Consider the following 25900-nt stretch of genomic DNA (forward strand, 5'->3'; position numbering starts at 1 on the left):
ACACACACCTGTCACCGCTTCAACACCCAGCGGTCCATATTCCAGCCGGACCCCGCCTGGCTGGGGCCGGCCACACCGTTGTGCAGACCGTCGGCGAAGGCGATGGTGCGCGGGGTGACGAACAGTGGAATGCTCGGCATCTCCGACCACAGCAGGTTCTCGCTCTCGGTCAGCAGATTCAACTGGACGGTCGAGTTGTCGTCGGCCGCTAGCTGATCGGTGATCGCATCGTAACGGCCGTTACCGAATCGTCCGAAATTGAGCCCGTTACCCGTGCGCAACGCGCTGGTCGCCATCACCCCGGTCAGCGAACCCGCCGGACCGGGCATCGATGCGGTACCGCCGAGGACGGCGTCGACTTTGCCCTCGGTGAGCTGGGTGGGTGTGAAATCCGCGGAACCGGCGTCGACCACGGTGATTCCCGCGGGCTTACATGCTTCCGCGATCATCGCGACGGTGCGACCGCGGCGGTCATCCGGACCCAGGTAGCCGATGCGGATGGTCTGATTGGCCGCGGCCCCGGCTGCGAGCGTGCGGGTCGCACCGGGAATATCGGTGCCCTTGTAGCGGTCGGCGGCACCGGTGACCGCCGAATAGAACAGCGAATCCTGCTGCACGGTACGGGAATTCAGTGGCCCAGAACCGAGCCCCGAGGACGGCGCGTCCTGTGCCTTCCCGAGCTTGTCGAACAGCGCCTGCCGTGGCACGCACAGCGCGAAGCCGCGTCGGGCTTCGACCGAGCCGAAAACCCCCGAGGTCGCCAGCACCAGCTGCTCGGCGCCGCGCCCGGGCACCGTCTTCACGGAAAACCCGCCCAGGCTCAGATCCTTCACCGATTCGGCGTCCACATCCACGACGCTCACGGCGTTGTCCCCGACCTTCGACTTCAGATCGGAGGTCTTGCCGAAGATCACGATCCGGCCGGTCTCGGCCTTATTGCCCCACCACCGCTCGTTCGCGATCAATACCAGCCCGCCCTCCGGGCTGAAGGATTCGATCCGATAGGGGCCCGAGGACGGGAACCGCGACATGTCCAGGTCGCCCTGGCCCAGCTTCCACCCGGTGTTCCAGAATTCGGCGAGGCGTTGAATCGCCCCTGGATCAGCGGTCTGCAGGGCGTTCACGACGTTCGGCACATTCGCCGCCCGCGCCGCCACATGAGCGGGCATCAGCTCACCGGCGGTGAACAGTGTGCGCCACGGCAGGAAGCGCCGGCCCGGCCGGAACACCACGGTGGCGTCCTTGGAACCGGGCTGACACTCCACCCGCTCGATATCGGCGTAACCGGAGGTGCTCGCGGCGTCGAAGAGCGAGACCTGCCCGCGATCACCTGGTCTGGTGAACCGGCCGCTGCGCGCGGCCCAGGCCAGCACCAGGTCGTCGCAGGAGGTCGGGACTCCGTCGGAGTACACCCCGTCCGGGTTGAGCCGGTACTGGATGGTCTGCGACTCGCCCGGCACCTCCTTCGCCGTCCCGGCATCGGTGTCGGCGACCTGCTGGCCATCCGGTCCGGTATAGAAGAACCCGGTCAGAACCCGCCCGAAGACCGCGGGCGCGCCGCCGTTCGCGCCCGCGGTGCTGCCGCCGTTGTAGCTGGTGATCGCCGCGTCGACGGCGTACCCGATGGACGGCACCTGATTCTCGCTGGAGCACCCGGCCGCCAACCCGACGGCCAAGGTGCCCGCGGCAACAGCTGCGATCAGGCGCAACACTGCGCCGGAACGTGGTCGCATAGAACGAAACCCCCTGCCGGGATCGTCCCCGCGGGCGCGGGGAGCACGGATATCGACCGACCAATGATCCTCGAACGCGGTGTCAGTGCCTTCGCTGCCGTTTCCCGCTCGGGCGCGCACCGGGCCGCGGTGCGGTGTCGGCGGGTTCTCTGCGGACATCGGAGCGCACGCCCCGACCGGTCGCGGCGATCGCCCGACGTTCGGCCTCCGCCCGAGCCCGCTCCGACGCGGCGCCGGAGCGCCGTGCCAGCACCTTCTTGGTATGCGCGGCGACCGGACCGAACCGCTCCTTGATCGACACCAGCACCGGCACCGCGAAGAAGATCGACGAGTACGCGCCGACGATCATGCCGACCAGCTGCACCAGCGCCAGATCCTTCAGCGTGCCGACACCGAGCAGCCACACCGCGATCACCAACATGCCGATGATCGGCAGAATGCCGATGACCGTGGTGTTGATCGAACGCATCAGCGTCTGATTCGCGGCCAGATTCGCCTGTTCGGCGTAGGTGCGTTTGGTCAGGTGCAGTACGCCCCGCGTGTTCTCCTCGACCTTGTCGAACACCACGACGTTGTCGTAGAGCACGAAGCCGAGGATGGTGAGCAGACCGATCACCGCCGCCGGGGTCACCTCGAAGCCGACCAGCGAATAGACACCCGCCGTCACGATCAGGTTGAAGAACAGCGAGGTGATGGCCGCGATGGACATATCGCGTTCGAAACGAATCGCGATGTAGATCATGGTCAGCACGACGAAGACCAGTAGCGCGATCACCGCCTGTCTGGTGATCTGACTACCCCAGGTCTCACTGATCTCCGCGATGCTGATCGCGTTGGGAGTCACCTCGCCGTTGGAATCCTTCGGCTGGAATGCGTCGAACAGCGCGGTCTGCAATGCCTCGGTCTGCTGGCGATCGAGGGTGTCCGACCGGACCTGGATGGTCGCGGCCGCACCGGAACCGACCTTCTGCACCGACACCGGGTCGTGCCCGATGGTGGCGGAGTAGACGTCCTCCACCTTCTGGGTGGTGACCTGCTCGGCCGCGGGCAGCTGGATCCGGGAACCGCCCGCGAAATCGATGCCGAGGGTGAAGCCGCGAATACCGATGCTCAGCAATGAGATCAGCACGAAGGCCAGGCTCAGCATGTAGTAGAAGCGACGCCGCCCGACGATCTCGAAACCGCCGGTGCCGGTGTAGAGCCGCTCGAAAATGCTGTGCCGGGGTGCGGGTCCGCGGTCGGGCTCGTCCGCGAACTTCTCCAGTGTGGGACTGCTCATCGGGAAGACTCCTTCACCAGGACACCGCCAGCGCCGCGTTCCCGGGCTATCTGTTGCATCGCGCCGAGACCGTTCACCGAAGGCTTGGACCACCACGGCGAGCGTGAGGCCATCATCATCAGCGGGGCGGTGAACAGGTAGAGCACGATCACGTCGAGCACGGTGGTGATACCGAGCGTGAACGCGAATCCCTTCACCTGTCCGGCGGCGAGGATGTAGAGCACCACCGAGGCGATGAGGCTCACGGTCTTACCGGAAAGGTTGGTGCGCTGGGCCCGCGACCAACCGCGTGGTACCGCCGAGCGGAAGCTGCGGCCCTCGCGCATCTCGTCCTTGATGCGTTCGAAGAACACCACGAAGGAGTCGGCGGTCAGGCCGATACCGATGATCAAACCGGCGATACCGGCCAGGTCCAGAGTGAACCCGATCCAGCGGCCGAGCAGCACGATAATGCCGTACACCGCGAAACCCGCGGCGATCAGCGAGAATCCGGCGAGGAATCCGAGCATGCGGTAGTAGGCCAGGCAGTACAGCAGCACCACGATCAGGCCGATCGCGCCGGCCAGCAGACCGGCCCGCAGCGAGGACAGACCCAGTGTCGCCGAGACCGTTTCGGCCTCGGAAGTCTGGAACGACAGCGGCAGCGAACCGTATTTCAGTGTGTTCGCGAGTTCCTTGGAACTTGCCGCGGTGAAGCTACCGGAGATGGTGGTGCGACCACCCTGCTGCGGACCCTGCTGCACGACCGGCGCGGAGACGACGCGCGAGTCGAGGACGAAGGCGACGCGCTTATTGACCATCTCACCGGTGAGCGAGGCCCAGGCATCGCTGCCGCCGGATTTGAACTCGAGGTTCACCTCGTGTCGAGCCTGCTGGGGGTTCAGCCCCGCGGCGGCGTCCTTGATCTCCTGGCCGTCGATGCGGCTGGGTCCGAGCAGATAGACCTCGGGATTCTGCGATCCCGGGATCGAGCAGGTCACCAGCGGCAGGGCCGGGTCGTCGTTACCCGTCAGCGGATCCGGTTTGGTGCAGTCGATGGCGAGCATCGCGGCCTGCTGCACGGTGGGGTCGGTGCTCTGTCGGGTGGCCTTCGCCTCGGCGATTTCCTTCTGCGCCTGCTCCTGGGGAGTCAGGGTCTTACCGTTCGGGGGCGCGGGCGGAGAGGTCGGCGCCTGCGCGGGGAAGACACGCGACTGGGGCGCGGGGGCTTCCTCGCCGACCGGCGGGACCGGGGCCTCCGCGGCAGGCGGGGCTTCGGCGGGCGGCGGCGCAGGGGCATCGGTAGCCGGAGGTATGCCGGTATCGGTAGGCGCCGTCCCGGGGATCTGCGGGGTTCCCGCACCGGTACCGGTCGTCGCCTTCCCGTTCGTGGCGGGCACGGCCTGCAGCACCGGACGGATGTAGAGCTTGGCGGTCGTCGCCAGCGATCGTGCCTGCTGGCTGTCGTCACCCGGCACGGTGATCACCAGGTTGTCACCGTCGATCAGTACCTCGGAACCCGAGACACCGAGGCCATTGACGCGGCTCTCGATGATGTCCTGGGCCTTGCGCAGGCTGTCCTGGCTCGGCTTGCTGCCGTCGGGCGTGCGCGCGGTCAGCGTGACCCGGGTTCCACCCTGTAGGTCGATGCCCAGCTTGGGTGTCGGGGACTTGTCACCGGTGAAGAACACCAGCGCATAGATCACGGCCAGCAGCGCGGCGTAGGCGCCGAGCAGCCGGAGCGGATGCGCCGATCCCTGAGAAGGTGGCACAGTACGTATCTCCTAGGCGGAAGTCGAGAGTGGAAACAGGCGGACGCGCGTCAGCCGCGCCGGGGCGCGGGCCTGACGGCAGTGACGGGGCCGGAGGCCTGTGTCACCACTGAGGCACCCGCGAATGCCGCAAGTCTGGCACAACCGCTACAGCATCCGGCGCGCGGACGTGGCGGGAGCCGACGGTCAGTCCTTGGTCAACCGGGTTTCGGTCTGCTCGGTGGACTCCTCGACAGTGGTCGAGGTCTGGTCGGTGCCGGTCTCGTCGGTGCTGGATTCGTCGGCCTCATCCAGGGTGCGGACCTCGCGGATCGCCTGACGCAGCCATGTCGTGACGACGTCCTCGGCGATCTCCAGATCGACGGTCTCGTCGTCCAGGTCGACCACAGTGCCGTACAGACCCGACGTGGTGGTGACCGCGTCGCCGATCTTCAGGCTGTCCTGCATCGAGGAAACCTTCTCGGCCTCCCGCTTCTGACGGCGGACGCCGAGGAACATCGGTACGAGCAGGGCTACCAGCAGCAGCGGAAACAGGAGTTCCATCGTCGAAGTCAGTCCCTAGTGTTGTGGGTGGGATGGACAGGTACTCCCACAGTCTGCCAGTTCGTGTCATCAGTGCCACACCCGCACACCCTTGACCTCACGCTGCTCGATCCCCTCGGTCCACCGCGGGGGTCGACACGCCGGTATGTACCGACCCGATCCGGCGTATGAACCCACCGATCGGCCCACCGCCGAAGAACCGAGGCGAACGCGCGCAGGCCCCGTCCTCATGAGTGAGAAACGGGGCCTGCGCACCGGGGCGCCCGAACGCCGTGACGGGATCCGCCAGGATCAGGCGGGCTGGGATTCCGGCACGCCGACGGGGCCGAAGGTGTAGTCGTCGAGCGGGAACCCGACCGCGTGCCGATGGGTGCTGACAGTGCTGTTGGGACGTAACAGCGCGGCCTCGCCGTGCGGGTTGAAGTAGTAGCTGCGCGCGCTCGCGCAATCGCCGCCGTAGAAGACCGAGGCGCCCAGGCGTTCGGTGACCTTGTCGAGGAAACGCGCGTTGGCCGCGCCGGTCACCTCGAAGGTGGACTCGCCGCGCCGCAGCATCTCACCGAAGAGGCGGCCCATATGCTTCATCTGCGCCTCGATGGTGGTGAAGTAGGACAGGCCGCTGTAGGAGTACGGGCTGTTGAGGCTCAGGAAGTTCGGAAACTTCGGCACCGTGATGCCCTCGTAGGCCTGGAAGCGGTTGTCGCGCCACCACTTTCCGAGGTTGACGCCCTCACGGCCGATGATCTCCACGGCCGGGAAGTTCACATCCCAGAGGTTGAATCCGGTGGCCAGGATCAGGGTGTCGATCTCGGTCTTGCGCCCGTCGGCGGTGACGATGCCGTCCGCCTCGATGTGGTCGATGGAGTTGGTCTCCAGATGCACGTTGGGCTGGTTGAAGACCTTGAAGTAGTGATTGGAGAAGGTGGGGCGCTTGCAGCCGAAGTCGTAGTGCGGGGTGAGTTGCTCGCGAATCTCCTTATCGTGCACCTGCGCCCGCAGATGCGCCTTGGCCAGCACTCCCGCGGCCTTGTTCAGCGGCTTGGCCTGTTTGTAGTGCAGCACACCGACCACCATCAGCGCCTCGAGCAGGGTGGTATTCACCATGCGCGCGGCCTTCTGGGTGGCGGGCACCTTGGCGAACAGCTTCTGCACGGCAGCCGGAATGGCGGTATCGATCTTGGGCACCACCCAGATCGGGGTGCGCTGGAAGACGGTCAGCTCCGCGACCTTCTTGGCGGCCTCCGGCACCAACTGCACGGCGGTAGCGCCGGTGCCGATGATCGCGGCCTTGCGGCCGGTGAGGTCGAAATCGTCTTCCCACGCGGTGGTGTGGATGATCGTGCCCGCGAACGAGTCGATACCGGGGAACGGGGGCGTGTACGGCTGTGAGAGGAATCCGGTCGCGGTCAGCAGATAGCGACCGGTCACGGTCTCCCCACCGGCCAGCGTGACCACCCAGTGCTGCTGCTCCTCGTCCCAGCGAGCGCCGTCGACGACGGCGCCGAACCGCATCCGGCGGCGCAGGCCGTACTTGTCGGCCACATGTTCGGCGTACTTCTTGAGCTCCTTGCCCGGCGCGAACAGCCGCGTCCAGTACGGGTTCGGCTCGAACGAATACGAGTAGGTGACCGAGGCGATGTCGACCGCGAGACCCGGGTAGTGGTTGACGTGCCAGGTGCCGCCGAGGTCATCCTCGCGTTCCAGGATCACATAGTTGCTCAGACCGAGCCGGTCGAGCTCGATACCCGCACCCATTCCGCCGAATCCCGCACCGACCACGACAGCGTCGTACTGAGGCGCCACGTCGAACCTCCAGATATGTGAATCATTTATCACAGAATGACACATCATTCCGTTTGTGACGACTGTATCATCGTGAAGGTGACGAAGCCATCCACGCGGGCCGAACGACGCAAGGCCGAACTGCGCCAAGACATCATCGACACCGCCTTCGTCTGCTTCGCGGAGAAGGGCTACCACGCCACCGGAATCGCCGATATCGCCGGCGAACTCGGCATCGGGCACGGCACCTTCTACCGCTACTTCAGCAATAAGCGCGACATCATCGACCACGTCATCGACGATCTCGCCGCGCGCATCATCGCCGCTCTCGGCACCGACAACGCCCCCGATGCCGCGACCTCGCTCGACGAATACCGGGCGCAAATCGATCGGATCGGCGTCGCGCTCACCGGCATACTCATCGAGGACCGCCGGGTCGCCCAGCTGCTGCTTTTCCACGCGACCGGGATCGATGACGAACTGACCGCCCGGTTGTACGGTCTCCTCGACACGGCCGACTCCCTGACCGCCGCCTATCTGGACCACGGCGTCGAGCTCGGCTATCTGCGCCCGGATCTGGACACGCGGAATACCGCGCGCGCTGTCACCGGCATGTTGCTCGCGGGCATCGTGCACGGGCTGCGCGATCCGGACGAGGCGGCGATCAAGGGTTTGAACGAGGCGATCCGGCGGCTGCTCGTCGACGGTGTGCGCAAGGACTGAAGACACGGCGCGCGGCGGCTACAGTGTGGGCACAAGGCCGAGTCCGTTCGCATGGGGGCGACGTGTTCACAAGAGACCGTGCAGTACGAAATGCGAGTATCCAACCGGCCGAGGGCGGGGATCCTGACACAATGTCGCGGGTGATGACCCCCGAAGACGTGAGCCGGATCCACTTCGCCATGCCACCGGTCGGGCATCGCGGTTACGACGCGGAAGAGGTCGACGCCTTCCTGGAATTGGTCGCGGCGACGCTGGACGGACAGGGTGTGCTGACCGCCGACGACGTCCGGCATGTCGCCTTCGACGCACCGCGCTTCGGTGGCCGCGGGTACCAGGCGGATCAGGTCGACGAGTTCCTGGACCGGGTACGTGTCGAACTCGAGTACCGACAGCACGGTATCCGGCCGGTGCCCGCGGGCGGCAACGGCTCCGGGCCCGCTCCCCTGCTCACGCCCGACGACGTGCATCGGATGCGGTTCACCCAGGCCCCGGTCGGGCGGCGCGGATACCACGAGGACGAGGTCGACGCCTTCCTGGATCTGGTCGCCGCCACCCTCGCACACGGCGGACCGGGCAGTCTGACCGTCGCCGAGGTGCGCGCGGTGCATTTCACCGAGGCCAGGCTCGGCACCCGCGGCTACCAGCGCGACGAGGTCGACGCCTTTCTCGACCTGGTCGTCACCGCCCTCGAGCACACCGGCCAGCACCACTGAAGGTCGGCCGTCGCAAATGCGATGACGGCTGATCGAGCGACCGTCGTGGCAGTGGATCAGCCCTGAATGCTGTGCAGTTCCGCTTCGCGGAGGTCGTCGGGGAAGACGAAGCGCCGGAAGGCCCAGAAGCGGAACCACATGGCCAGCAGCACACCGAGGATCTGGCCGGTGATGAAGTTGGCCACCGCCTGGGTGACCGGGCCGACGTGCGGGATCCGGATATTGAAGATGTAGAGCGAGATCGCCTGCGGCAGCAGGGTGACACCGATACCGAGCGCGCTGACCGCGAAGAACAGCGCGGCCTCGTGGTGACGTTGTCTGCCGCCCCTGGTGCGGAACGACCATTCGCGATTGAGGACGTAGGACGCGATGGTGGCGATCAACACTCCGAGAAGTCGTGCGGTCAACGGCTTTTCGCCGAGCACGGTGAGTTTGGTCGCGTACACGACGCCCGTGTCGATGAACCAGGTCGTCGCACCGACGATCGCGAACTTCAGCATCTCCCGATGGTGAATCAGCTGGGAACGATACGGTTCGGGCACTCGCTCGAGGATTGTCTGGACCACCGCCACCCGATCGACTCTATCCCGCGCAACGCATCTCGGCCGCTCGGCGCGGTCGCGACGGGTGTTCAGTCGAACAGGTCGAGGGTGGGGTGCGGTTCGCGGCCACGGACCTCGATGGAGCCGAAGACCAGGTCGGGCGGAGGTACGAGTCCGAGGTGCTCCCAGGCTGCCGCGGTGGCGACGCGACCGCGCGGGGTGCGGGCGACCATACCCGCGCGTACCAGGAAAGGCTCGCAGACCTCCTCGACTGTGGCGGCCTCCTCGCCGACGGCCACCGCAAGCGTGGAGACGCCGACCGGGCCACCGCCGAAGCTGCGGACCAGGGCGCCGAGTACGGCGCGGTCCAGGCGATCCAGGCCGAGGGAGTCGACGTCGTACACCTCGAGCGCGGCCTGGGCGATCGGCCGGGTGATGCGGCCGTCGGCGCGCACCTCGGCGTAGTCACGCACCCGTCGCAGCAGGCGATTGGCGATGCGGGGGGTGCCGCGGGACCGACCCGCGATCTCGGCGGCCGCGTCGGGTGAGATCTCGACGCCGAGGATATGCGCCGAACGCTGCAGGATGCGCAGCAGTTCATCGGGCTCGTAGAAGTCCATGTGGCCGGTGAAGCCGAAGCGATCGCGCAGCGGCCCGGTCAGCGCACCCGACCGGGTGGTGGCGCCGACCAGCGTGAATGGGGCGATATCCAGCGGAATCGAGGTGGCGCCGGGACCCTTGCCGACCACCACGTCGACACGGAAATCCTCCATCGCCAGGTACAGCATCTCCTCGGCGGGCCGGGCGATGCGGTGGATCTCGTCGATGAACAGCACGTCGCCCTCGACCAGATTGCTCAGCATGGCGGCCAGGTCACCCGCGCGCTCCAACGCCGGACCGGAGGTGATACGCAGTGCGGTGCCGAGTTCGGCGGCGATGATCATCGCCATACTCGTCTTGCCGAGGCCGGGCGGGCCGGAGAGCAGCACGTGATCCGGGGTGCCGCCGCGCTGTTTGGCGCCGCGCAAGACCAGCATGAGCTGCTCACGAACCCGGGGCTGACCGATGAAATCATCCAGCGATTTCGGGCGCAGGCTCGCCTCGATCTCCCCGTCGGATTTCAAATAGCTTGCGGTGACCTGCGATTCGGCGGGTTCGTGGTCCTGGTAATCCATGGCGGCCTAGCGGTTCTTGCCGAGCAGGCTGAGCGCGGCGCGCAGGGCGGTGGAGGTGTCGGCGGCGGGCTGTTCGGCCAGCACGCTGTCGACCGCCTGTTCGGCCTGTTTGAGCGGGAAGCTGAGCCCGGTCAGCGCCTCGACCACCTGGTCCCGCACGGGAGCGACGGCCGGGATGGCCGAACCGGGCGGACCGGCCTGGACCGGAACGAGATTCACCTTGTCGCGCAACTCGACCACCATGCGTTCGGCGCCGCGCTTGCCGATGCCGGGCACCCGGGTCAGCGCCGCCACATTGCTCTCCGCCAGCGCCTTGCGCAGCGCCTCGGGCTCGAGCACCGCGAGCACCGCCATGGCGAGGCGCGGGCCGACCCCGGAGACCGTCTGCAGGAGGCCGAACAGGTCGCGGGCCTCAGTATCGGCGAATCCGAACAGCGTCATCGAGTCCTCGCGGACGATCATCGCGGTGTACAGCCGGGTTTCCTCGCCCCGGGCGAGCGTGGCCAGCGTCGACGGGGTCGCGTTGAGCCGGTAGCCGACCCCGGCCGCCTCGATCACCGTGTGGTCGAGCGCGATCTCGAGCACCTCACCGCGTACCGACGCGATCACCCGCCTACCGCCTTTCGTTGCTCGGCGGGCCGCTGTGTTCGTGCGGCCCGTCCCGGTGTTTGTTGTGCGGCCAGCTGCTGTGCTTGCTGTGCGGCCAGCCGCTCGGTGTACCGCCGCTGCGCCGCGGCCGCCTGCGCCTCGGCCTTGGCCATCCGGTCCAGCAGCGGCGCCCGCCAACAATGACAGATCGCCAAGGCCAGCGCATCAGCCGCGTCCGCGGGTTTCGGCGCGACCTGCAATCCGAGGATCCGGGTGACCATGGCCGTCACCTGAGCCTTGTCCGCGGTGCCGTTCCCGGTGACCGCGGCCTTCACCTCGCTCGGGGTGTGGAAGGCCACGGGTATCCCGCGCCGCGCCGCGGCGAGCGCGATCACCCCGCCCGCCTGCGCGGTGCCCATGGCGGTGCGCACATTGTGCTGGGAGAAGACCCGTTCGATCGCCACCGCGTCCGGTTTATGCGTATCCATCCAGTGCTCGGCGGCGTCGGCGACCTGCAGCAGCCGATGTGCCAGATCCATCTCCGGCGGGGTGCGCACCACATCGACATCCAGCGCGGTCACCTTCCGCCCCAGCCCGCCGTCCACGACGCTGAGCCCGCACCGGGTGAGTCCGGGGTCGACGCCCATCACCCGCACGAAAACCCCTCTCGCAGACACGAACAACTGTTCGAGAGTCTAGTGGATGGGGTGCGTACCCGTCTCCAGCGACACGGGTGGATCAACCGTCGACGCATGGCGCCTACACCGGCGGCACCTGTGCCGCGAAGGCGGCGTAGGCCGACTCGTCGAACAACACGAACCGGACCTCGGCCACGACGGTCCGGGCGCCCAGAACCGTTTCGACCGCGATACGGGCGCCGTCCGCCATGGGCCAGCCGTAGATGCCGGTCGATATGGCCGGGAAGGCCACCGTCTCGGCACCCAATTCCCCTGCGACGCGCAGGGATTCGCGATAGCAGGAGGCGAGTAGATCGGAGCGGTCCTCGGTGGCGGACCAGACCGGGCCGACGGTGTGGATGACCCAGCGTGCGGGCAATCGGCCCGCGGTGGTCGCGACCGCCTGCCCCGTCTTCAAACCCTTCCCGTACCGCGAAGCCCGCAGCTTGCGGCATTCGGCCAGGATCTCGGGCCCGCCCTTGCGGTGGATGGCGCCGTCGACTCCGCCGCCGCCGAGCAGCGAGGAATTGGCGGCATTGACCACGGCGTCGACGGACTGCTCGGTGATGTCACCGCGGACCAACGTCAGGGAGACCATGATCGAATTCTTCCTCGCCCCCGGCGTACCACGCCAGCGATTATGCGCGCCACGCACTCGGGTCGCTGTCGGTCCGATCGCGGGGTCGATGAAATCGTTGGCGACCGGTGCCCCGGCCGTGACGCGGAAACACCGAGGCGGTGGCCACACCGGGCCTACCATCGGAAGATGAGCAACATTGCGAAAGCCATCCTCGAGGGCGGGCCGCAAGACTTGCCCGAGCGTATCGTCCCGATCACGCCACCGGGCGACGAGCTCAAAATTCCGTTCAAGAGCGGCTACGAACATTTCAAGATCACGGCGCGGCAGGTCGAGACCGAATCGGGCCTGCTCACCGTGTACGAGTGGTGCGACCGCACGAAGGTCGCTGAATAAACCGACCGGTCACCCCCGTAGGGGCTCCCGCGGTAGATCCTCGACAAATACGTAACCACGTAGTTACGCTTTTGGAGTGGACGACGTGGCGAGCGCGATCGCCGATCCGATTCGGCGGGAAATCCTGGAGTTGCTACACGGCGCGAGGCTGACCGCGGGCGAAATCGCGGGACGGTTCGACATCAGTCGGCCCGCGATCAGCAGGCATCTGCGGGTTCTGCGGGAAAGCGGGCTCGTCCACGACGAACTGGTCGGCAGGCAGCGGTTCTATGTGCTCGATCGCGAACCACTGGCCGAATTCGCCGCCTGGATCGCCCGCTTCGATAGCGCCGACACCTGGTCCCGACATCTGGACGCATTGGACACCGAGATCCACCGGACCCGGCGCGAGCACCGCGGCCGGCCGGCCGACCCGAATACGACAAGGGAGAACACGGCATGACAAGACCCTCCGGCCGTTTGTTCGGCACCGACGCGGGCTGCGATCTGGTCCTGACCCGCAGCTACCGCGCCCCCATCGAGGACGTCTGGGCGAGTCTCACCGAATCGGAGCGCACCGCCCGGTGGTACGGCCCATGGGAGGGCGAGGGCGTGCCCGGCGGAACCATCAAGGTGCAGATGGCCTTCGAAAAGGGTCAGCCCTGGATGGAAATGCGCATCGGCGCTTGCGAACCGCCGCGCCGCCTGGAGATCTCGGCGGTGGACGAGGCGGGTTCCTGGTATCTGGAGGTCCAGCTCTCCGAGTCCGCGGCCGGTACCGAATTGCGGTTCACCCAGCATCTGAACGGCCCCGACGAGATCGCCTTGGTGCCGGAGGTCGGACCCGGGTGGGAGTACTACCTGGATATGTTCGGCGCGGCGCGGAATGGCATCTCACTTCCCGACTTCGGGGACTACTTCCCCGCTATGCGGGCCTACTACGCGGAGCTCGAGCCGGAGTAGAACGCGTTCGGGGCGGCCCGCCAGCCGCGGACCGCCCCGAACCGGCGGAGTGGATCAGTCCTCTTCGAGCTGCGCGAGCACCTCATCGGACAGGTCGACCATCGGATGCGGCGACGTTCTGCACGTCCCACACCCGCAACGAGCTAATCCTCTTCGAGCTGCGCCAGCACCTCATCGGACAGGTCGACCATCGGATGCGGCGACGTTCTGCACGTCCCACACCCGCAACGAGCTAATCCTCTTCGAGCTGCGCGAGCACCTCATCGGACAGGTCGACATTGGTGTAGACGTTCTGCACGTCGTCGCTGTCCTCGAGTGCATCCACCAGCTTGAAGACCTTGCGCGCGCCATCGGCGTCGACCGCCACACTCACCGAGGGCTGAAAGCCGGACTCGGCGGAGTCGTAGTCGATCCCGGCGGACTGCAGGGCCTTACGGACCGGGATCAGGTCGGTGGGCTCGCTGATGACCTCGAAGGAATCACCGAGGTCGTTGACCTCTTCCGCGCCCGCATCGAGCACCGCCATCAGCACGTCGTCCTCGGAGAGACCGTTCTTCTCCAGGGTGACGACGCCCTTGCGGTGGAACAGGTAGGAGACCGAACCCGGGTCGGCCATATTGCCGCCGTTGCGGGTCATCGCGACCCGGACCTCGCCCGCCGCCCGATTGCGATTGTCGGTGAGGCATTCGATCAGCACCGCGACACCATTGGGGCCGTAGCCCTCGTACATGATGGTCTGCCAGTCGGCGCCACCGGCCTCTTCACCACCGCCGCGCTTGCGGGCGCGCTCGATGTTGTCGTTCGGGACCGACGACTTCTTCGCCTTCTGGATGGCGTCGTACAGCGTCGGGTTGCCATCCGGGTCACCGCCACCGGTCCGAGCCGCAACCTCGATGTTCTTGATCAGCTTTGCGAAGAGCTTGCCTCGCTTGGCGTCGATCGCGGCCTTCTTGTGTTTGGTGGTGGCCCATTTGGAGTGGCCGCTCATTCCCTACTTCCTTCAGGTCGATTGCACGTCTGGACGTGAGTACGTTACCCGCGGCGCAGCGGCGACCCCGAAGGGTTTGGGCCGTGACGGCCGGGCGGACAACTACACCAGCCTAATAGACGCCGTCGGACCCGCTCCGCCCGACGTCCGCGCCAGGGCCGGCGATCGCATGCTCCGAAGGTGACCGAAACCTACGGGGGCACTAGGCGGCGCGGACCATCTCGACGAACATCCGGTGCACCCGCAGGTCACCGGTGACCTCGGGGTGGAAGGACGTGGCGAGTACGTTGCCCTCGCGCACGGCGACGATGCGGCCCTCGAACGGGCCGCTCGGGACGGTCGCCAGCACCTGGACCCGCTCTCCGGCCCGCTCGACCCACGGCGCCCGGATGAAGACCGCACGCATCGGGCCGCCGTCCAATCCCGCGAAGTCCAGATCGGTCTCGAAGGAATCGACCTGACGACCGAAGGCGTTGCGGCGCACCGTCATATCGATGCCATTGAGGTGCTGGGCGTCCAGCCGGGTATCGAGCACCTCGGAGGCGAGCAGGATCATGCCCGCGCACGACCCGAAGGCGGGCATGCCGTCGCGCAGCCGTGCGCGCAGCGGCTGTAGCAGGTCGAAGGCCACCAGCAGTTTGCTGATCGCGGTCGACTCGCCACCGGGCAGCACCAGGCCGTCGACGGCGGCCAACTCGGATTCCCGGCGCACCAGCACCGGCTCGGCTCCGCAGTGCGCCAGCGCCGCGATATGTTCGCGCACATCGCCCTGGAGGGCCAGCACGCCGATGGTGGGGCGCGAGAGCTCCGGGGCGGTGTCGGCGGCGGGGTCGCTGACCCAGGAAGCGTTCACCTCGCAGAGCTTACGAGCCGGTCCACTGTGGTCCTGATCACGGTGTCCGTCAACGTTTCATCAACGCACGGCTCATTTCGCCGGAACAGGTCGACACTCGCTTAGGTGATAGCTGTGTTGCCGCGCAAGGCGAAGGGGCCGAGCGGAGATGCGAATACTGCCTCCACCCGCCGTGGATTGACCGTTTCGACCGGGTTGGCGGGGCTTTCCCTGGACGCCATGGCGTCGGTCTCCTACGGCCCGGAAGCCATCGTGCTGGTTCTGGCCACCGCGGGTGGGCTGGGACTCGGCATGACGCTGCCGGTGACCCTCGCGATCGCGGCGCTGCTCACCGTGCTGATCGCCTCCTACCGCCAAGTGATCGCGGCCTTCCCGGACGGCGGCGGCGCCTATGCGGTGGCGAAGAAACACCTGGGACACCGCACCAGCCTGGTTGCGGCAGCCTCACTGATTGTGGACTACGTGCTCAATGTGGCGGTATCCATCGCGGCCGGCGTCGCCGCGCTGACCTCGGCGTTTCCGGCGCTGCACGACTACAGGGTGTGGATATGCCTCGCGGTGCTGGTCGGCATCACCGCATTGAATCTGCTCGGCATCACCGAGAGCGCGCGGGCGTTCATGCTGCCGACGATCGTATTCGTGGTCGGCATCTTCGTGGTGATCATCGGCGGGCTACTGCGGTCTGAGCCGGCCGCCGTCACCACCGGAACGGCGGCTGTCTCCGACATCCACACGGTCGGTGTGCTGCTACTGCTCAAGGCCTTCTCCAGCGGCTGCGCGGCGCTGACCGGCGTCGAGGCGATCGCGAACGCCGTGCCCAGCTTCGAGGCGCCGAAGGTGAAGCGAGCACAGGGGGCCGAGGTGGCGCTGGGTGTGCTGCTGGGCACCATGCTGATCGGGCTGGCCGTCCTTATCGAGAAGTTCTCGTTGCAGCCTATCGAAGGAACCACGGTGCTCTCCCAGCTCACCGAGGCGGCGCTGGGCCACGGAGTGGGTTACTACGTGGTGCAATTCGCCACCGTGATCCTGCTCGCGCTGGCGGCCAATACGTCCTATGGCGGGCTGCCGACATTGACCCGAATCCTGGCCGACGACAACTGTTTGCCGCACCGGTTCGCGGTGAGCACGCCGCGGCAGGTGTACCGCTACGGCGTGCTGACGCTGGGCCTGAGCGCGGCTGCGCTGCTGATCGGCGCCGCAGGCAATATGAACGCGCTGGTGCCGCTCTTCGCAATCGGCGTATTCGTCGGCTTCACCATCGCCCAGACCGGCATGGTGCGGCACTGGTGGCTGACCCGGGACCGCGGCTGGCGCTGGCGGATCGCACTGAACGGCTTCGGTGCAGTGCTCACCTTCGTCGCCGCGATCGTCACCACCGCAATGAAGTTCACCGAGGGCGCTTGGCTGATCGTGCTGGTGCTCCCCGCGTTGGTGGTGGGTATGGAACGAATCCGCAACGCGTACACCAGGATCGGCGGCTGTCGCGGCATCGGGGTGGTCCCCGCACCGCCACGGCCCACCGATACGGCGATCGTGGTCCCGATCTCGGAGGTCTCCGAGCTCAGTCGCGAGGCCCTCTCGGCCGCCATGTCCATCGGCAAGGATGTTGTCGCGGTGCACGTCTGCCTACCCGGTGAATCAGTCAAGGCGTTCACCAAGGCGTGGGAGGCGTGGCACCCGGAAGTCCGCCTGGTCCTCCTGGAAGACAGCAACTCCACCGTCGGCGGACCCGTGGCCCGCTATGTCCGCGACAGCTTCCCCGGTCGCCGCAAGGTCGTCGTCATCGCCGAAATCGACCCACCCCTCGGGTGGGACCGGGTCCTACCCAGCCACCGCAGCGACGAGCTCGAGCGCGAACTCCGCCGAATGACCGACACCGTGGTCTGTCACCTGCGAGTTCAGGTGGCCTGAAGCCCCGCCTGCGCGTCCAGGCGGACGAGCCTTCCGAGGCTCACGATGACGCGGCGGTGCGAGTCGGCCACACTCGCACCGCCGCCCCGCCGCTGTTCAAGGCGTGCTGGACGTCAGTCCTCGCGGAGTTTGCGGATGAGGCCCTCTTGGACCACCGCGGCGACGAGTTCGCCCTGGCGGTTGAAGATCTTGCCGCCGGTGAGGGCGCGGCCGAAACCTGCCGATGGGGAGGACTGGTCGTAGAGCAGCCAGTCGTCGGCGCGGAAGGGGCGCAGGAACCACATGGCGTGATCCAGCGATGCGTTCTGGGTGGGCTCGTCGGGGTGGATCACCTTGGACGAGCCGAGCAGGGTCATATCGCTCATGTAGGCGAGGGTGCACACGTGGAACAGCGGGTCGTCGGGCAGCGGGTGGCGGTAGCGGAACCAGACCTGCTGCTGGGAGACGACGCCGTCGCGGACGGCCACCTCCTCCTGCGGCACCGGGCGGATATCCCAGTGCTCCCATTCGCGCATCGCCCAGAGCCGCTCCGGGCTCATGCTGGTCTGGGCGTCCGGCAGATCGTCGGGCGGCTGGACCGCGGGCATCACGTCCTGGTGCTCCGGGCCCTCGTCGCCGATATGGAATGAGGCGGACATGGTGAAGATCGCGGCGCCGTCCTGCACACCGGTCACCCGGCGGGTACAGAAGGAGCGGCCGTCGCGGATTCGCTCGACCAGGTAGACCGTGCGCTCCTCCGGATTACCCGGCCGCAGGAAGTACCCGTGCAGCGAATGCACCTGATAACGCGGCTCCACGGTCCGCACCGCCGCCACCAGCGCCTGGCCGGCAACCTGGCCGCCGAACGTGCGCGGCAGCTGGGTCTTCGTGGACGCGCCACGGAAGATGTCACGCTCGAGGCGTTCGATCTCCAGTGCCTCTTCGATTGTCGCCATGGGCTGAGAGTATCCCGCCACGCCCGATTCGCCCCGTTCGGAGGGTCGATCCGCGACCGAGTGGCAACCGGACCTGCCTCGGCTGGGCGGACGCGGACCGGCCTGCTGTGATGGGTGGGTGCCGAAGTTCGTTGCGATCACCCAGGACCGGCTCGTCGAGCTGATCACCGCCGAGGTTCTCGACCGTCGCGGCCACACCGTCATCGCCGTAGACGGGGCCGACGCGGCCGAACCGGTCGTGGTGGCGAAGCGGATCGTGGCTGCCCTGCGCGACCTCGGTCGCAGTGCCGAAGTGGTCGCCTTACACGACTACGTACGTCCGGCCTCGCTGCGGTTCGAATTCGGGCGGACCGACGAGATGTCCTACCGCACCGCGTGGTTCGACTATGCCGCGCTGCGGCGCGAGGTGCTCGACGCGCTTCGCGAAACCGGCCGCTGGCTGCCCGCACTCTGGGACGAGCGCAACGACCGCTCCGCGCGGGCGTCCATCCGTACCGCGCCCGGCGCCACCACCCTGATCGTGGCGGGCCCGATGCTCCTCGGCCGCGACCTGCCCTTCGACCTCACTATCCGCCTCGACATGTCCGAACCCGCCCTCCACCGCCGCACCCCACCCGACGACCGGTGGACGATCGAAGCCCTGCTCCGACATCACCGCGAAAACCCGGAAGTCACAACCTTTTCGGTGCGGTGGGATCATCCGGAACGCCCCGCGCTGCAAGAGCCGACCGCGGCCGACCACTAGAACCTCCGGGTCTGCTCACCGGACCGCCCGCCGCTCCATCATCCATGGCGGCGCGGGTCGCCCGGAATGCCGGCAGCCGCACCGCCGGGCCGGGCACGGACCGGTTGCGACCGACGCTGGACCACCGTCGGTGCGACAATCGCCGTGAAATCGGCACCTCTCCCGCCCTTGCTGCTTTGGGAGGTTGCGTAACCCCAATAGGTACGCCCAATCCGAGAGATTTCATGCGTAGATGCGCATATCCGCGTATCCGAATGACCTATAACAGCTCGGGGACCAGAGCTGTCGGCGCGCACATCCCACGCCCTCGCCGAGCTTGCTCAGGTACTGATGCGGTATCGGATCACGATATGGTCGGCACCGCACCATCGGGCTACTCCCCCGCTGACGCGTCACCAGCTCCGGCCCCGGCCGTCATGGCCGCGGCGATGACATGTGGGTCGACCCGCCCGCGGAGCTTGCTCCTGGTGCCACGCCATTCGGGCAGTTCGGCGACGATATCGGCGGCTTCGCGCAGCGAACAGGAGCTGCCGAGCGATTCCCGGGTGAGCACCAGCAGTTCGACGGTGCTGACGGAGTAGTCCGCGAGCGCCGTTTTCAGTGCGGGCAGTCCACCCGTTGTCAGCGCCTCGCGCGCCTGCTCGATCCACCGCCAGAGGCGTTGCGCGAGCGGCTCGTAGAGCGCCGACATCTCCGAGGCGAAGGTCGGCGCCAGGGCGACCAGCAGCCGCCAGACGAAGGCGTCCAGTTCCTCGGCGAGGTCCGGATAATCCTTGCCGAACTCCGCCCATTCGATTACCGACACCCAATTCGGCAGGCGCAGAACCGCATCGAACAGTTCGTCGGACGTTACCGCGCGCAGCAGTTCGGCGGGTAGCCGACAATGCTCGGCGAGCAGCACCGCGTCGTAGAGATCCTTGCCCTCGGGGTAGGAGTCGGTCGTCAGCCACTGGATCTTCCAGGCCAGCGACAATTGCGGACTCGCCGTCAACAGGTCGGCGGACGGGCCGGGGCGACCGATCCGGGGTACCTCGGTGAGAACCGGCGGTTCCGGCAGCGCCTCGTTGAAGACGAAGTCGAGTTGTACCGAGCCGGGCGGCACACCCGGCGTCACGGATGTCCAGGGCAGCACCAGCCGCCGACCGGGCACCCGGCTGTAGGTCCAGATGTCGTCATCCGCCGCGGCATCGGCCCGAATGCGGATCCCGCTGTCCAGGGCCGCGGCCTGCGCCCGGGCGCCGAGATCGTCGAACATCTCCTGGGTGCGCTCGGAACCCAGCTGCCAATCCTGCGGCACCACAAGGAAATCCACGTCGCCGGGCTCCCGCGCCGCAGTGCCGAACCAGGCGCGCAGCAGAACACTGCCGCGCAACACCAGGTGCCGTGACCACGGCGATCCGGCCACCGCGGCGAGCACACAGTCCAGTGCGTCACGCCGGGCCGCGTACCACCGGGCGGCGATATCCGGATCCGTGAAATGCGGCTCGCTCAACCGCATCGCCCGGGTGTGATGCTGCACCGACGGATCGAATATGGGCCGTTGCACCACCCCGGCCGCCTCGACCGGCCGTAGCGTACGCGGCAGCCCCAGCCGCGTACGCATCTGCTCCGAAGGTGCGGCGCCGGGCACCACCGCCGTCTCCTTCCACGGCCCGAACGGGAACTTCTCCCACGACTCGGTCACGACGTCTCCCCTTCCGCGCTGATCCATCCCGCATCGATCGATTCGTCGCTGTCATAGACCACGAACTCACGCTCGATCGAAAGTACTTCGTACGGAGCCGCTTTCAGCTCGGCGACGAGCGCGTCGAGCCGGGCCTGCGCGGTCAGGTCACCCACCAGACGGCACCGCTGGGTGACAAAGCGCTCCCCTCGGCCGTCCGGCCGAACCCGCCGAGCGTTGTCCGAGAGATGCGCGGCGTGCGCGATCGCCACCGCGACAAGCTCTTCCGACGGCGATTCCAGCAACAGTTTGAGATGGTGTTCGAAGTAATACCCCGGCCCGAGCGCCACGGCCTCGTGATCACGCACCGGAACGCCCTCCGCCCACGGTGTCGCCTCGACCTTCACCCGCACCACCGCGAACCCGGCCGCCCGTACCTCCTCGACCAGATCGTCGACCGAATCGCGCACCTGCGCAATGGTTCCGGCGCGTTGTACGGTCAGCATCGGCTGATCGCACACCCGCCCCCGCGCGAGCACGATGTGGGTGAACTTCAAGCCACGCGCCGCGGCATACTCGTCGAGCGCGGCCACTCCCGCCCGGCCTTCGGCACGAACGGTGATGTGCGCTTCGAACTCACCTCGGAACAACGCTGTCATCGGAACATGCTCGCAAACAGCCGAACTCTTTGTCGCGCGCATTTTCGCCGACGAAGACGACCCTATTCCACCGAGAGGCATTGGGCACGTTGCCCGGACCATCGACCACTGTCGTGAGTAGTGTCGTCCCGCGTGGGGAGTGAGTGCGCGATCTGCGCCAAGCATCGCGGTGGCGGCCCGCCGGTGGTCACCACGTGATCCACCGTGTCGGCCTCGGCGAAGAGCCGCTCCAGATCGGCCTCGCTGGTGATGTCGGCGGTGACTGCGCGGAGGGCGCCGGGGCCACCGGGCACCGCGTGTTGCGCGGCGGCGAGCCGGTCGGCGGACCGGCCCGCAATGGTGACCTCGGCACCGTCGGCGATGAGGGCCGACGCCAGCGCGAGGCCCATGCCGGAACTACCGCCGATGATGACGACGCGTTCGGGACTGCGGGTTGTGGTCATGAATCCACCCGACCATCCGCGTGGGCGGTAGGTCCATGTCGCACTTCCGAATTCGCGTTAGCATCGAGCTAACACCGCACGTCATGACCTCAGCTGCAGGCGACCGACTGCTGACCCATGGTGGTCAGCATCTGGCAGGCCCAGGCCTTCTGCACCTTCCACTTACCGTTCTCGGCGACGAACGGCACGTCGGCCATGTTTTCCTGGCCGTTGAAGATCAGCTTCGCCTTCGCGTTGATAGTGTCGCCGAATGCGGTCACCTCGGTGATCTCCACCTTCGCGTCGGTGGACTTGTAGGCCTCGGCCAACCGGTTCGGCAGATCCGGGTCGGCCTCGACGCCCTGCACCAACTCCAGCTTCTCCGATGCGGGGATGCTCGGATCGAGCGCCTTCTGTAGATCCGCGTTGATCTGAGCCGGGGTCGGGACCGGCGGCAGGTTGGCCGCGGCGGCTTTGGCGCTGGTGGTGGTGCGAGTCGGCTTGGCGTCACTCGACTTGTCGTCGCTGCCACAGGCGGTCATGCTCAACGCGGCGGCTACCGCAAGGCCCGCGATCGCGATTCGTCCGGTCTTACGAAGCTTCAACTGCTCGTCCTTTGCGTTCGTGTCGGTCCGATGCCCCCGGGGCAGTGCCCACCACGACCGCCCGCGACGGTGTCGCCGGGTGTCCACGGCACCGGATCACGAAGCTATCCAGCGGATCTGTGGGAACGGTAAGACAACTGTGTGCCACCCCGAAGAGTCTCGGATCGGCGGTCAGACGGGTTCGCCCAACGGTTTTCGCGCCAGGTCCGCGACCAGCGCCCGGACCGCGGGATTGCGGGTACCGGTGGGCCACACGACGGCGTAGGTGACCCTCAAGGGCGCATCGCGCAGCGGTCGCCAGACCAGGCCCGGCGCGGCGGCGGCACGTACTGAGCCGAGCCCGATCATGGTGGGCCGCAAGGGCAGGACCGCCAGCATCTGCGCATGTCCCATGGCGCTGTCGCTGAGGCATACCTCGGCGCCGTGCTCGCGCAGGGTCGCCAGCAGCGCGTCGTGCAGCCCGGCGGCGGATTCCCTGGCGAACAGGACGAGTTCGTGGCCGGTGAGATCCGCGGCGTCGAGTTCATCCCGCGCGGCCAGCGGATGCGCGGTCGCCATCAGCACCCCGAGTTCCTCACGGGCGACGGGTTGCTGGGCGAAGCGATCCGGGAGCCGCACCGGCGTGCGCACCAACGCCAGATCCACCTCGTCCGCGTCGAGTAGTCGCAGCTGATGGGCCGTGGTACCACCGGTCAGGACCATGCCGATGCCGGGAAGACACTGCCGCAGCAGCTCTTCCAGGAGCGCGGGCAACCAGGGCGGAACACCGTTCAACAGCCCGAAGCGCAGCACCGGCGCACGGGCGGCGGTGGCGCGGCGAGTCTCTCGCACCACCTCGTCCACCATTCGCAGCACATCCTTCCCGCCGCGGAACAGCGCCTCCCCCGCCGCCGTCAAAGCCACTCGCGGCGCCCGAACCAGCAGCGGCCCACCCATTTCCCGCTCCAGCACTTTGATCTGCTGACTCAGCGTCGGCGTCGACACGAACAACCGCTCGGCCGCCCGCCGAAAATGCAACTCCTCAGCGAGCACCACGAAGTACCGCAACTGCCGCAACTCCACCCGCTCGACGCTACCGGCAGTCCCCGACCGCGCACTGAAATATGCGGCACAGTAGGGCCGCTGCTCTACTGAGCCGCTGCCCGTGCGCGCACGGCAGACCGCAGCACCGTCAGTGCCAGCCATACCATGCCCGCGCCAGCGGCGAGGTGACCGATCCGCACGAGCGGTGCGGGCAGCAGGAAGGTGAGGCACAGCAGCGACAGCCCGACCGCATACAGTCCCAGCGCCGGACGGGGTAACTCGGCGCCGCGGAGCAGGGCCGCACCGAACAGCAGGGTTCCGGCCAGCGCGGTTATCGCGGTCGCGAGGAAGGCGAACCGCGCTGGGCTGTCCAATAATTCGTCGACCACGGGACGGTCGAGGTACAGCAGGACGAAGTTTCGCGCGAAGGCGACACCGGCGAAGTAACCGAAGCCCAGGAATTGCATGATGAAGGCCACCGCACCGAAGCGGCCGAGATGTTCGCGCTGCCACAGGTACAGCCCCACCAGAAAGCCGATTCCGAAGGGGACCGCGCCGCCGTTGAGCACGGAGGTGATGCCGGTCTTGTGGCCAACGGCCAGTTCGGTCAGTCCGGCGAGTGCGATGGCGCCGCCGCAGATCAGTCCCGCGACAGCGCTGAGGCGCAGCAGTGAACGGATATCCATATCAGTTCCTTTCCTCGGTGACCCCGACGTTAGGAATCCGGTGGTCACCGGGGTAAGTGCCCCGCGACCCATGACCTTCGGCTACATTCCCCGCCTCGGATGGCCCGGGAGCGCGGTCCGCCCCTACGCTCGGGACATGTTTCGACCGCGCACGCTGACCTGGGTGGCGGATTTTCTCTATCTGTCGGTGCTGCTGGCCGGTCTAGCCGTCGCGTGGACCGGCACGGGCCGGGCGGGAGGGTGGCAGACGATCGGCTTCGTCGGCGCGCTGGCCCTCGCCGGTGGTCTCGAATTCGCCGAATCTCCTCGGTGGGGAACCCGAGTCACCGCCATCTCTGGGCTGGCGGCGCGTGTCGTGTTGTACACGGTCATCACAGCACTGGACCCCGCGGGCAATGCGAAAGTCCTGTTCGTGCTCATCCCGCTGACCGCCTATTTCTCTCTCGGACCACGGGTCGCGTTCGCGCTGGGCGCGGGCGGACCGCTGCTGGCGGACGCGCTCGTCGGCGCCCACGCGGAGTTGCGCCGGGATGCGGAGACCCTCTCGGATCTGCTGATGCTGGCGGTGGGTGTGGTGTTCGCCCTCGCGATCGCGGTCATCGCCCGACGCGAGGAGGCCGGGAGGGAGCGCGCCGAGTCATTGCTCGCCGAACTCTCCGACGCCCACCGCAGGTTGCGCGAATATGCCGACCAGGCCACGTCTTTGGCGACCCTCGCAGAACGCAACCGGCTGGCCCGCGATATTCACGACACCGTCGGCCACCATCTGGTCGTCACCGCCATCCAGCTGGAGAAGGCCGCCGCCTATCGCCCCATCGATGCCGCCGTCGCGGACCAGGCCCTCGCCGAGAGCCGGGCCTCGACCCGCCGCGCCCTCACCGAAGTCCGCCACGCGGTCGGCGCGCTGCGTGCGGACGACACCGGCTTCACCCTTGCCGCCGCCCTGCGGGCCCTGGTGACCCGTCTCGACGACAGCGCTTTCGCGATCACCGTCGAACTCTCCGGGACCGAACAGCAGGTGCGCGAGCCCGCCAGGCTCGCACTGTATCTAGCGGCCCAGGAAGCCTTGACCAATGCCCGCAGACATGCTGCCGCCACCGCGGTCACCATCCGCGTAACACTCACCGCGACCGCGGGCACCCTCGATATCGCCGATAACGGAACGGGTTTCGCGCAGGGATCATCCGAGGGCCAAGGGCTGACCGGGATGCGCCAACGCCTCGCTCTGCTGGGCGGCTCGGTCGAGATCACCACCGGAAGCACCGGTACCCGATTGGTCGCTACCATCCCGGCGGCAGCATGACCCGCGACGAGGCCGCGCCCCCGGTCCGGGTGCTCATCGCCGACGATGAGCGCCTCGTCCGCGAAGGTATCGCCGCATTGCTGGCGCTGCAGCACGGGATCGATGTCGTCGGCACCGCCGAGAGTGGTTCCCAGGCACTGGAACTCGCCGCGCGGCTGACCCCCGACGTGATCCTCATGGACGTGCGCATGCCCGAGGTGGACGGCGTCGAGGCGGCAGCGCGGCTCCGCGGACAGACCAGGGTGCTGATCCTGACCACCTTCGACGACGACGAGTACATCATCCGCGCATTGCATGCGGGAGCCTGCGGCTACCTGCTCAAGGATCTTCCGGCGGCCGAGCTCGCGCAGGCGGTGCGACTCGCGCACGCCGGCGTCGACCAATATTCCGCAGCCGTCTCCGGCCGATTGGCAGCGCTCGTCCGAACTCGCACGGCGCCGCACGCGATCGAGCTGACCGAACGGGAGACCGATGTGCTGCGGCTGGTGGCCCGGGGCGCCGCCAATCGAGAGATCGCGCGCACGCTGTACCTCAGCGAGGGCACGGTGAAGAATCACGTATCGAGCATCTTGAACCGCCTCGGAGTTCGCGATCGCACCCAGGCCGCCATCTACGCGCACGAGCACGGACTGCGCTGACACGCGGGACGGTCACGGCGCGGAACCAGTTCCGAAAACGCGAACGAC

At 67.4% G+C, this 25900-nt stretch carries 28 protein-coding genes; 9 read left to right on the top strand and 19 right to left on the bottom strand.

The genetic code is table 11. The features are described 5' to 3' along the window. Positions 1–11: 11 nt before the first annotated feature. The 5 genes from AB0H61_RS02985 to AB0H61_RS03005 form a co-directional block, all read right to left on the bottom strand. A complete protein-coding gene (locus AB0H61_RS02985) occupies positions 12–1733 on the bottom strand; it encodes an ABC transporter substrate-binding protein (RefSeq protein ID WP_357298463.1) in 1722 nt (573 codons plus the stop codon). Positions 1734–1815: 82 nt separating this feature from the next. Continuing rightward, positions 1816–3012 (bottom strand): protein translocase subunit SecF, encoded by a 1197-nt coding sequence (secF, locus tag AB0H61_RS02990; RefSeq protein ID WP_357298466.1) that lies wholly within the window; start codon positions 3010–3012, stop codon positions 1816–1818. After that, positions 3009–4763 (bottom strand): protein translocase subunit SecD, encoded by a 1755-nt coding sequence (secD, locus tag AB0H61_RS02995; protein WP_357298468.1) that lies wholly within the window; start codon positions 4761–4763, stop codon positions 3009–3011. Before secD ends, secF begins: the two co-directional genes overlap by 4 nt. A gap of 186 nt (positions 4764–4949) precedes the next feature. Further along, positions 4950–5306, bottom strand: a complete 357-nt coding sequence (gene yajC, locus AB0H61_RS03000; protein WP_357298471.1) for a preprotein translocase subunit YajC — start codon at positions 5304–5306, stop codon at positions 4950–4952. A 291-nt stretch (positions 5307–5597) separates the two neighbouring features. Next, the gene (locus tag AB0H61_RS03005) at positions 5598–7109 is read right to left on the bottom strand and encodes an NAD(P)/FAD-dependent oxidoreductase (RefSeq protein WP_357298473.1); all 1512 of its coding nucleotides are present in this window, start codon (positions 7107–7109) and stop codon (positions 5598–5600) included. Between the two features lie 36 nt (positions 7110–7145). Between AB0H61_RS03005 and AB0H61_RS03010 the strand changes: the two genes are divergently transcribed. Next, the gene (locus AB0H61_RS03010; protein WP_357298476.1) at positions 7146–7811 is read left to right on the top strand and encodes a TetR/AcrR family transcriptional regulator; all 666 of its coding nucleotides are present in this window, start codon (positions 7146–7148) and stop codon (positions 7809–7811) included. Positions 7812–7942: 131 nt separating this feature from the next. Continuing rightward, positions 7943–8524, top strand: coding sequence for a DivIVA domain-containing protein (locus AB0H61_RS03015; protein ID WP_357298478.1), 582 nt, complete (start codon positions 7943–7945; stop codon positions 8522–8524). A gap of 56 nt (positions 8525–8580) precedes the next feature. On the opposite strand, the gene AB0H61_RS03020 is transcribed toward AB0H61_RS03015, so the two are convergent. The 5 genes from AB0H61_RS03020 to AB0H61_RS03040 all read right to left on the bottom strand — a co-directional run bounded on the left by AB0H61_RS03020 (position 8581) and on the right by AB0H61_RS03040 (position 12104). Then, positions 8581–9024: a GtrA family protein gene (locus tag AB0H61_RS03020; protein WP_357298481.1), complete on the bottom strand. Its 444-nt coding sequence runs from the start codon at positions 9022–9024 to the stop codon at positions 8581–8583. A 131-nt stretch (positions 9025–9155) separates the two neighbouring features. After that, positions 9156–10241, bottom strand: a complete 1086-nt coding sequence (ruvB, locus tag AB0H61_RS03025) for a Holliday junction branch migration DNA helicase RuvB (RefSeq protein ID WP_357298483.1) — start codon at positions 10239–10241, stop codon at positions 9156–9158. A 6-nt stretch (positions 10242–10247) separates the two neighbouring features. Continuing rightward, a complete protein-coding gene (gene ruvA / locus AB0H61_RS03030) occupies positions 10248–10850 on the bottom strand; it encodes a Holliday junction branch migration protein RuvA (protein WP_357298486.1) in 603 nt (200 codons plus the stop codon). After that, positions 10847–11485 carry a crossover junction endodeoxyribonuclease RuvC gene (gene ruvC, locus AB0H61_RS03035; protein ID WP_357299827.1) on the bottom strand — a complete coding sequence of 213 codons (639 nt, stop codon included), beginning with the start codon at positions 11483–11485 and terminating at the stop codon, positions 10847–10849. The genes ruvA and ruvC overlap by 4 nt, the downstream gene beginning before the upstream one ends. Before the next feature lie 103 nt (positions 11486–11588). Continuing rightward, a complete protein-coding gene (locus AB0H61_RS03040) occupies positions 11589–12104 on the bottom strand; it encodes an O-acetyl-ADP-ribose deacetylase (RefSeq protein WP_357298489.1) in 516 nt (171 codons plus the stop codon). A 168-nt stretch (positions 12105–12272) separates the two neighbouring features. On the opposite strand from AB0H61_RS03040, the gene AB0H61_RS03045 reads away from it, so the two are divergent. From AB0H61_RS03045 to AB0H61_RS03055, 3 genes are all read left to right on the top strand, one after another. Continuing rightward, complete coding sequence (locus tag AB0H61_RS03045; RefSeq protein ID WP_357298492.1) at positions 12273–12479, top strand: DUF5988 family protein; 207 nt, start codon at positions 12273–12275, stop codon at positions 12477–12479. Between the two features lie 76 nt (positions 12480–12555). Continuing rightward, entirely contained in the window at positions 12556–12921 is a 366-nt protein-coding gene (locus AB0H61_RS03050) for a metalloregulator ArsR/SmtB family transcription factor (RefSeq protein WP_357298495.1), read from the top strand. Then, complete coding sequence (locus tag AB0H61_RS03055; RefSeq protein ID WP_357298498.1) at positions 12918–13421, top strand: SRPBCC family protein; 504 nt, start codon at positions 12918–12920, stop codon at positions 13419–13421. The genes AB0H61_RS03050 and AB0H61_RS03055 overlap by 4 nt, the downstream gene beginning before the upstream one ends. Positions 13422–13653: 232 nt before the next feature. Here AB0H61_RS03055 and AB0H61_RS03060 read toward each other — a convergent pair whose 3' ends face one another. Both AB0H61_RS03060 and pdxT read right to left on the bottom strand, forming a co-directional pair. Further along, on the bottom strand, positions 13654–14409 hold the full coding sequence (locus tag AB0H61_RS03060) for a YebC/PmpR family DNA-binding transcriptional regulator (RefSeq protein ID WP_357298499.1): 756 nt from the start codon (positions 14407–14409) through the stop codon (positions 13654–13656). 202 nt (positions 14410–14611) lie between these two features. Further along, the gene (gene pdxT / locus AB0H61_RS03065) at positions 14612–15262 is read right to left on the bottom strand and encodes a pyridoxal 5'-phosphate synthase glutaminase subunit PdxT (protein WP_357298502.1); all 651 of its coding nucleotides are present in this window, start codon (positions 15260–15262) and stop codon (positions 14612–14614) included. Between the two features lie 219 nt (positions 15263–15481). Between pdxT and AB0H61_RS03070 the strand changes: the two genes are divergently transcribed. Next, positions 15482–17173, top strand: coding sequence for an APC family permease (locus AB0H61_RS03070; RefSeq protein ID WP_357299829.1), 1692 nt, complete (start codon positions 15482–15484; stop codon positions 17171–17173). A gap of 113 nt (positions 17174–17286) precedes the next feature. Here the strand turns inward: AB0H61_RS03070 and AB0H61_RS03075 are convergent, their stop codons facing one another. Continuing rightward, positions 17287–18108 (bottom strand): acyl-CoA thioesterase II, encoded by an 822-nt coding sequence (locus AB0H61_RS03075; protein WP_357298504.1) that lies wholly within the window; start codon positions 18106–18108, stop codon positions 17287–17289. A 118-nt stretch (positions 18109–18226) separates the two neighbouring features. Here AB0H61_RS03075 and AB0H61_RS03080 point away from each other — a divergent pair, with 118 nt between their 5' ends. Beyond that, complete coding sequence (locus AB0H61_RS03080; protein WP_357298505.1) at positions 18227–18853, top strand: hypothetical protein; 627 nt, start codon at positions 18227–18229, stop codon at positions 18851–18853. A 373-nt stretch (positions 18854–19226) separates the two neighbouring features. Here AB0H61_RS03080 and AB0H61_RS03085 read toward each other — a convergent pair whose 3' ends face one another. From AB0H61_RS03085 to AB0H61_RS03110, 6 genes are all read right to left on the bottom strand, one after another. Next, on the bottom strand, positions 19227–20537 hold the full coding sequence (locus tag AB0H61_RS03085) for a nucleotidyl transferase AbiEii/AbiGii toxin family protein (protein WP_357298507.1): 1311 nt from the start codon (positions 20535–20537) through the stop codon (positions 19227–19229). After that, positions 20534–21175: a hypothetical protein gene (locus tag AB0H61_RS03090; RefSeq protein ID WP_357298509.1), complete on the bottom strand. Its 642-nt coding sequence runs from the start codon at positions 21173–21175 to the stop codon at positions 20534–20536. Before AB0H61_RS03090 ends, AB0H61_RS03085 begins: the two co-directional genes overlap by 4 nt. Positions 21176–21237: 62 nt before the next feature. After that, on the bottom strand, positions 21238–21618 hold the full coding sequence (locus tag AB0H61_RS03095; protein WP_357298511.1) for an SDR family NAD(P)-dependent oxidoreductase: 381 nt from the start codon (positions 21616–21618) through the stop codon (positions 21238–21240). Positions 21619–21707: 89 nt separating this feature from the next. Further along, entirely contained in the window at positions 21708–22202 is a 495-nt protein-coding gene (locus tag AB0H61_RS03100; protein ID WP_357298513.1) for a hypothetical protein, read from the bottom strand. Positions 22203–22373: 171 nt separating this feature from the next. Further along, positions 22374–23264 (bottom strand): LysR substrate-binding domain-containing protein, encoded by an 891-nt coding sequence (locus tag AB0H61_RS03105; protein WP_357298515.1) that lies wholly within the window; start codon positions 23262–23264, stop codon positions 22374–22376. A gap of 65 nt (positions 23265–23329) precedes the next feature. Then, on the bottom strand, positions 23330–23911 hold the full coding sequence (locus tag AB0H61_RS03110; protein WP_357298517.1) for a hypothetical protein: 582 nt from the start codon (positions 23909–23911) through the stop codon (positions 23330–23332). A gap of 136 nt (positions 23912–24047) precedes the next feature. Between AB0H61_RS03110 and AB0H61_RS03115 the strand changes: the two genes are divergently transcribed. Together AB0H61_RS03115 and AB0H61_RS03120 are read left to right on the top strand one after the other, a co-directional pair. Then, positions 24048–25214 carry a sensor histidine kinase gene (locus AB0H61_RS03115; RefSeq protein WP_357298519.1) on the top strand — a complete coding sequence of 389 codons (1167 nt, stop codon included), beginning with the start codon at positions 24048–24050 and terminating at the stop codon, positions 25212–25214. Then, entirely contained in the window at positions 25211–25852 is a 642-nt protein-coding gene (locus AB0H61_RS03120; RefSeq protein WP_357298522.1) for a response regulator transcription factor, read from the top strand. Before AB0H61_RS03115 ends, AB0H61_RS03120 begins: the two co-directional genes overlap by 4 nt. Positions 25853–25900: the final 48 nt, after the last annotated feature.

This window comes from Nocardia sp. NPDC050710, from assembly GCF_040654375.1.
Lineage (GTDB): Bacteria > Actinomycetota > Actinomycetes > Mycobacteriales > Mycobacteriaceae > Nocardia.

Coding starts and splice junctions, on each gene's coding strand:
- AB0H61_RS02985 (WP_357298463.1), bottom strand. CDS start 1,733: ATGCGACCACGTTCCGGCGCAGTGTTGCGCCTGATCGCAGCTGTTGCC.
- secF (WP_357298466.1), bottom strand. CDS start 3,012: ATGAGCAGTCCCACACTGGAGAAGTTCGCGGACGAGCCCGACCGCGGA.
- yajC (WP_357298471.1), bottom strand. CDS start 5,306: ATGGAACTCCTGTTTCCGCTGCTGCTGGTAGCCCTGCTCGTACCGATG.
- AB0H61_RS03010 (WP_357298476.1), top strand. CDS start 7,146: ATGACACATCATTCCGTTTGTGACGACTGTATCATCGTGAAGGTGACG.
- AB0H61_RS03015 (WP_357298478.1), top strand. CDS start 7,943: ATGTCGCGGGTGATGACCCCCGAAGACGTGAGCCGGATCCACTTCGCC.
- AB0H61_RS03020 (WP_357298481.1), bottom strand. CDS start 9,024: ATGCTGAAGTTCGCGATCGTCGGTGCGACGACCTGGTTCATCGACACG.
- ruvB (WP_357298483.1), bottom strand. CDS start 10,241: ATGGATTACCAGGACCACGAACCCGCCGAATCGCAGGTCACCGCAAGC.
- AB0H61_RS03040 (WP_357298489.1), bottom strand. CDS start 12,104: ATGGTCTCCCTGACGTTGGTCCGCGGTGACATCACCGAGCAGTCCGTC.
- AB0H61_RS03045 (WP_357298492.1), top strand. CDS start 12,273: ATGAGCAACATTGCGAAAGCCATCCTCGAGGGCGGGCCGCAAGACTTG.
- AB0H61_RS03055 (WP_357298498.1), top strand. CDS start 12,918: ATGACAAGACCCTCCGGCCGTTTGTTCGGCACCGACGCGGGCTGCGAT.
- AB0H61_RS03060 (WP_357298499.1), bottom strand. CDS start 14,409: ATGAGCGGCCACTCCAAATGGGCCACCACCAAACACAAGAAGGCCGCG.
- AB0H61_RS03070 (WP_357299829.1), top strand. CDS start 15,482: ATGGCGTCGGTCTCCTACGGCCCGGAAGCCATCGTGCTGGTTCTGGCC.
- AB0H61_RS03075 (WP_357298504.1), bottom strand. CDS start 18,108: ATGGCGACAATCGAAGAGGCACTGGAGATCGAACGCCTCGAGCGTGAC.
- AB0H61_RS03090 (WP_357298509.1), bottom strand. CDS start 21,175: ATGACAGCGTTGTTCCGAGGTGAGTTCGAAGCGCACATCACCGTTCGT.
- AB0H61_RS03095 (WP_357298511.1), bottom strand. CDS start 21,618: ATGACCACAACCCGCAGTCCCGAACGCGTCGTCATCATCGGCGGTAGT.
- AB0H61_RS03110 (WP_357298517.1), bottom strand. CDS start 23,911: ATGGATATCCGTTCACTGCTGCGCCTCAGCGCTGTCGCGGGACTGATC.
- AB0H61_RS03115 (WP_357298519.1), top strand. CDS start 24,048: ATGTTTCGACCGCGCACGCTGACCTGGGTGGCGGATTTTCTCTATCTG.
- AB0H61_RS03120 (WP_357298522.1), top strand. CDS start 25,211: ATGACCCGCGACGAGGCCGCGCCCCCGGTCCGGGTGCTCATCGCCGAC.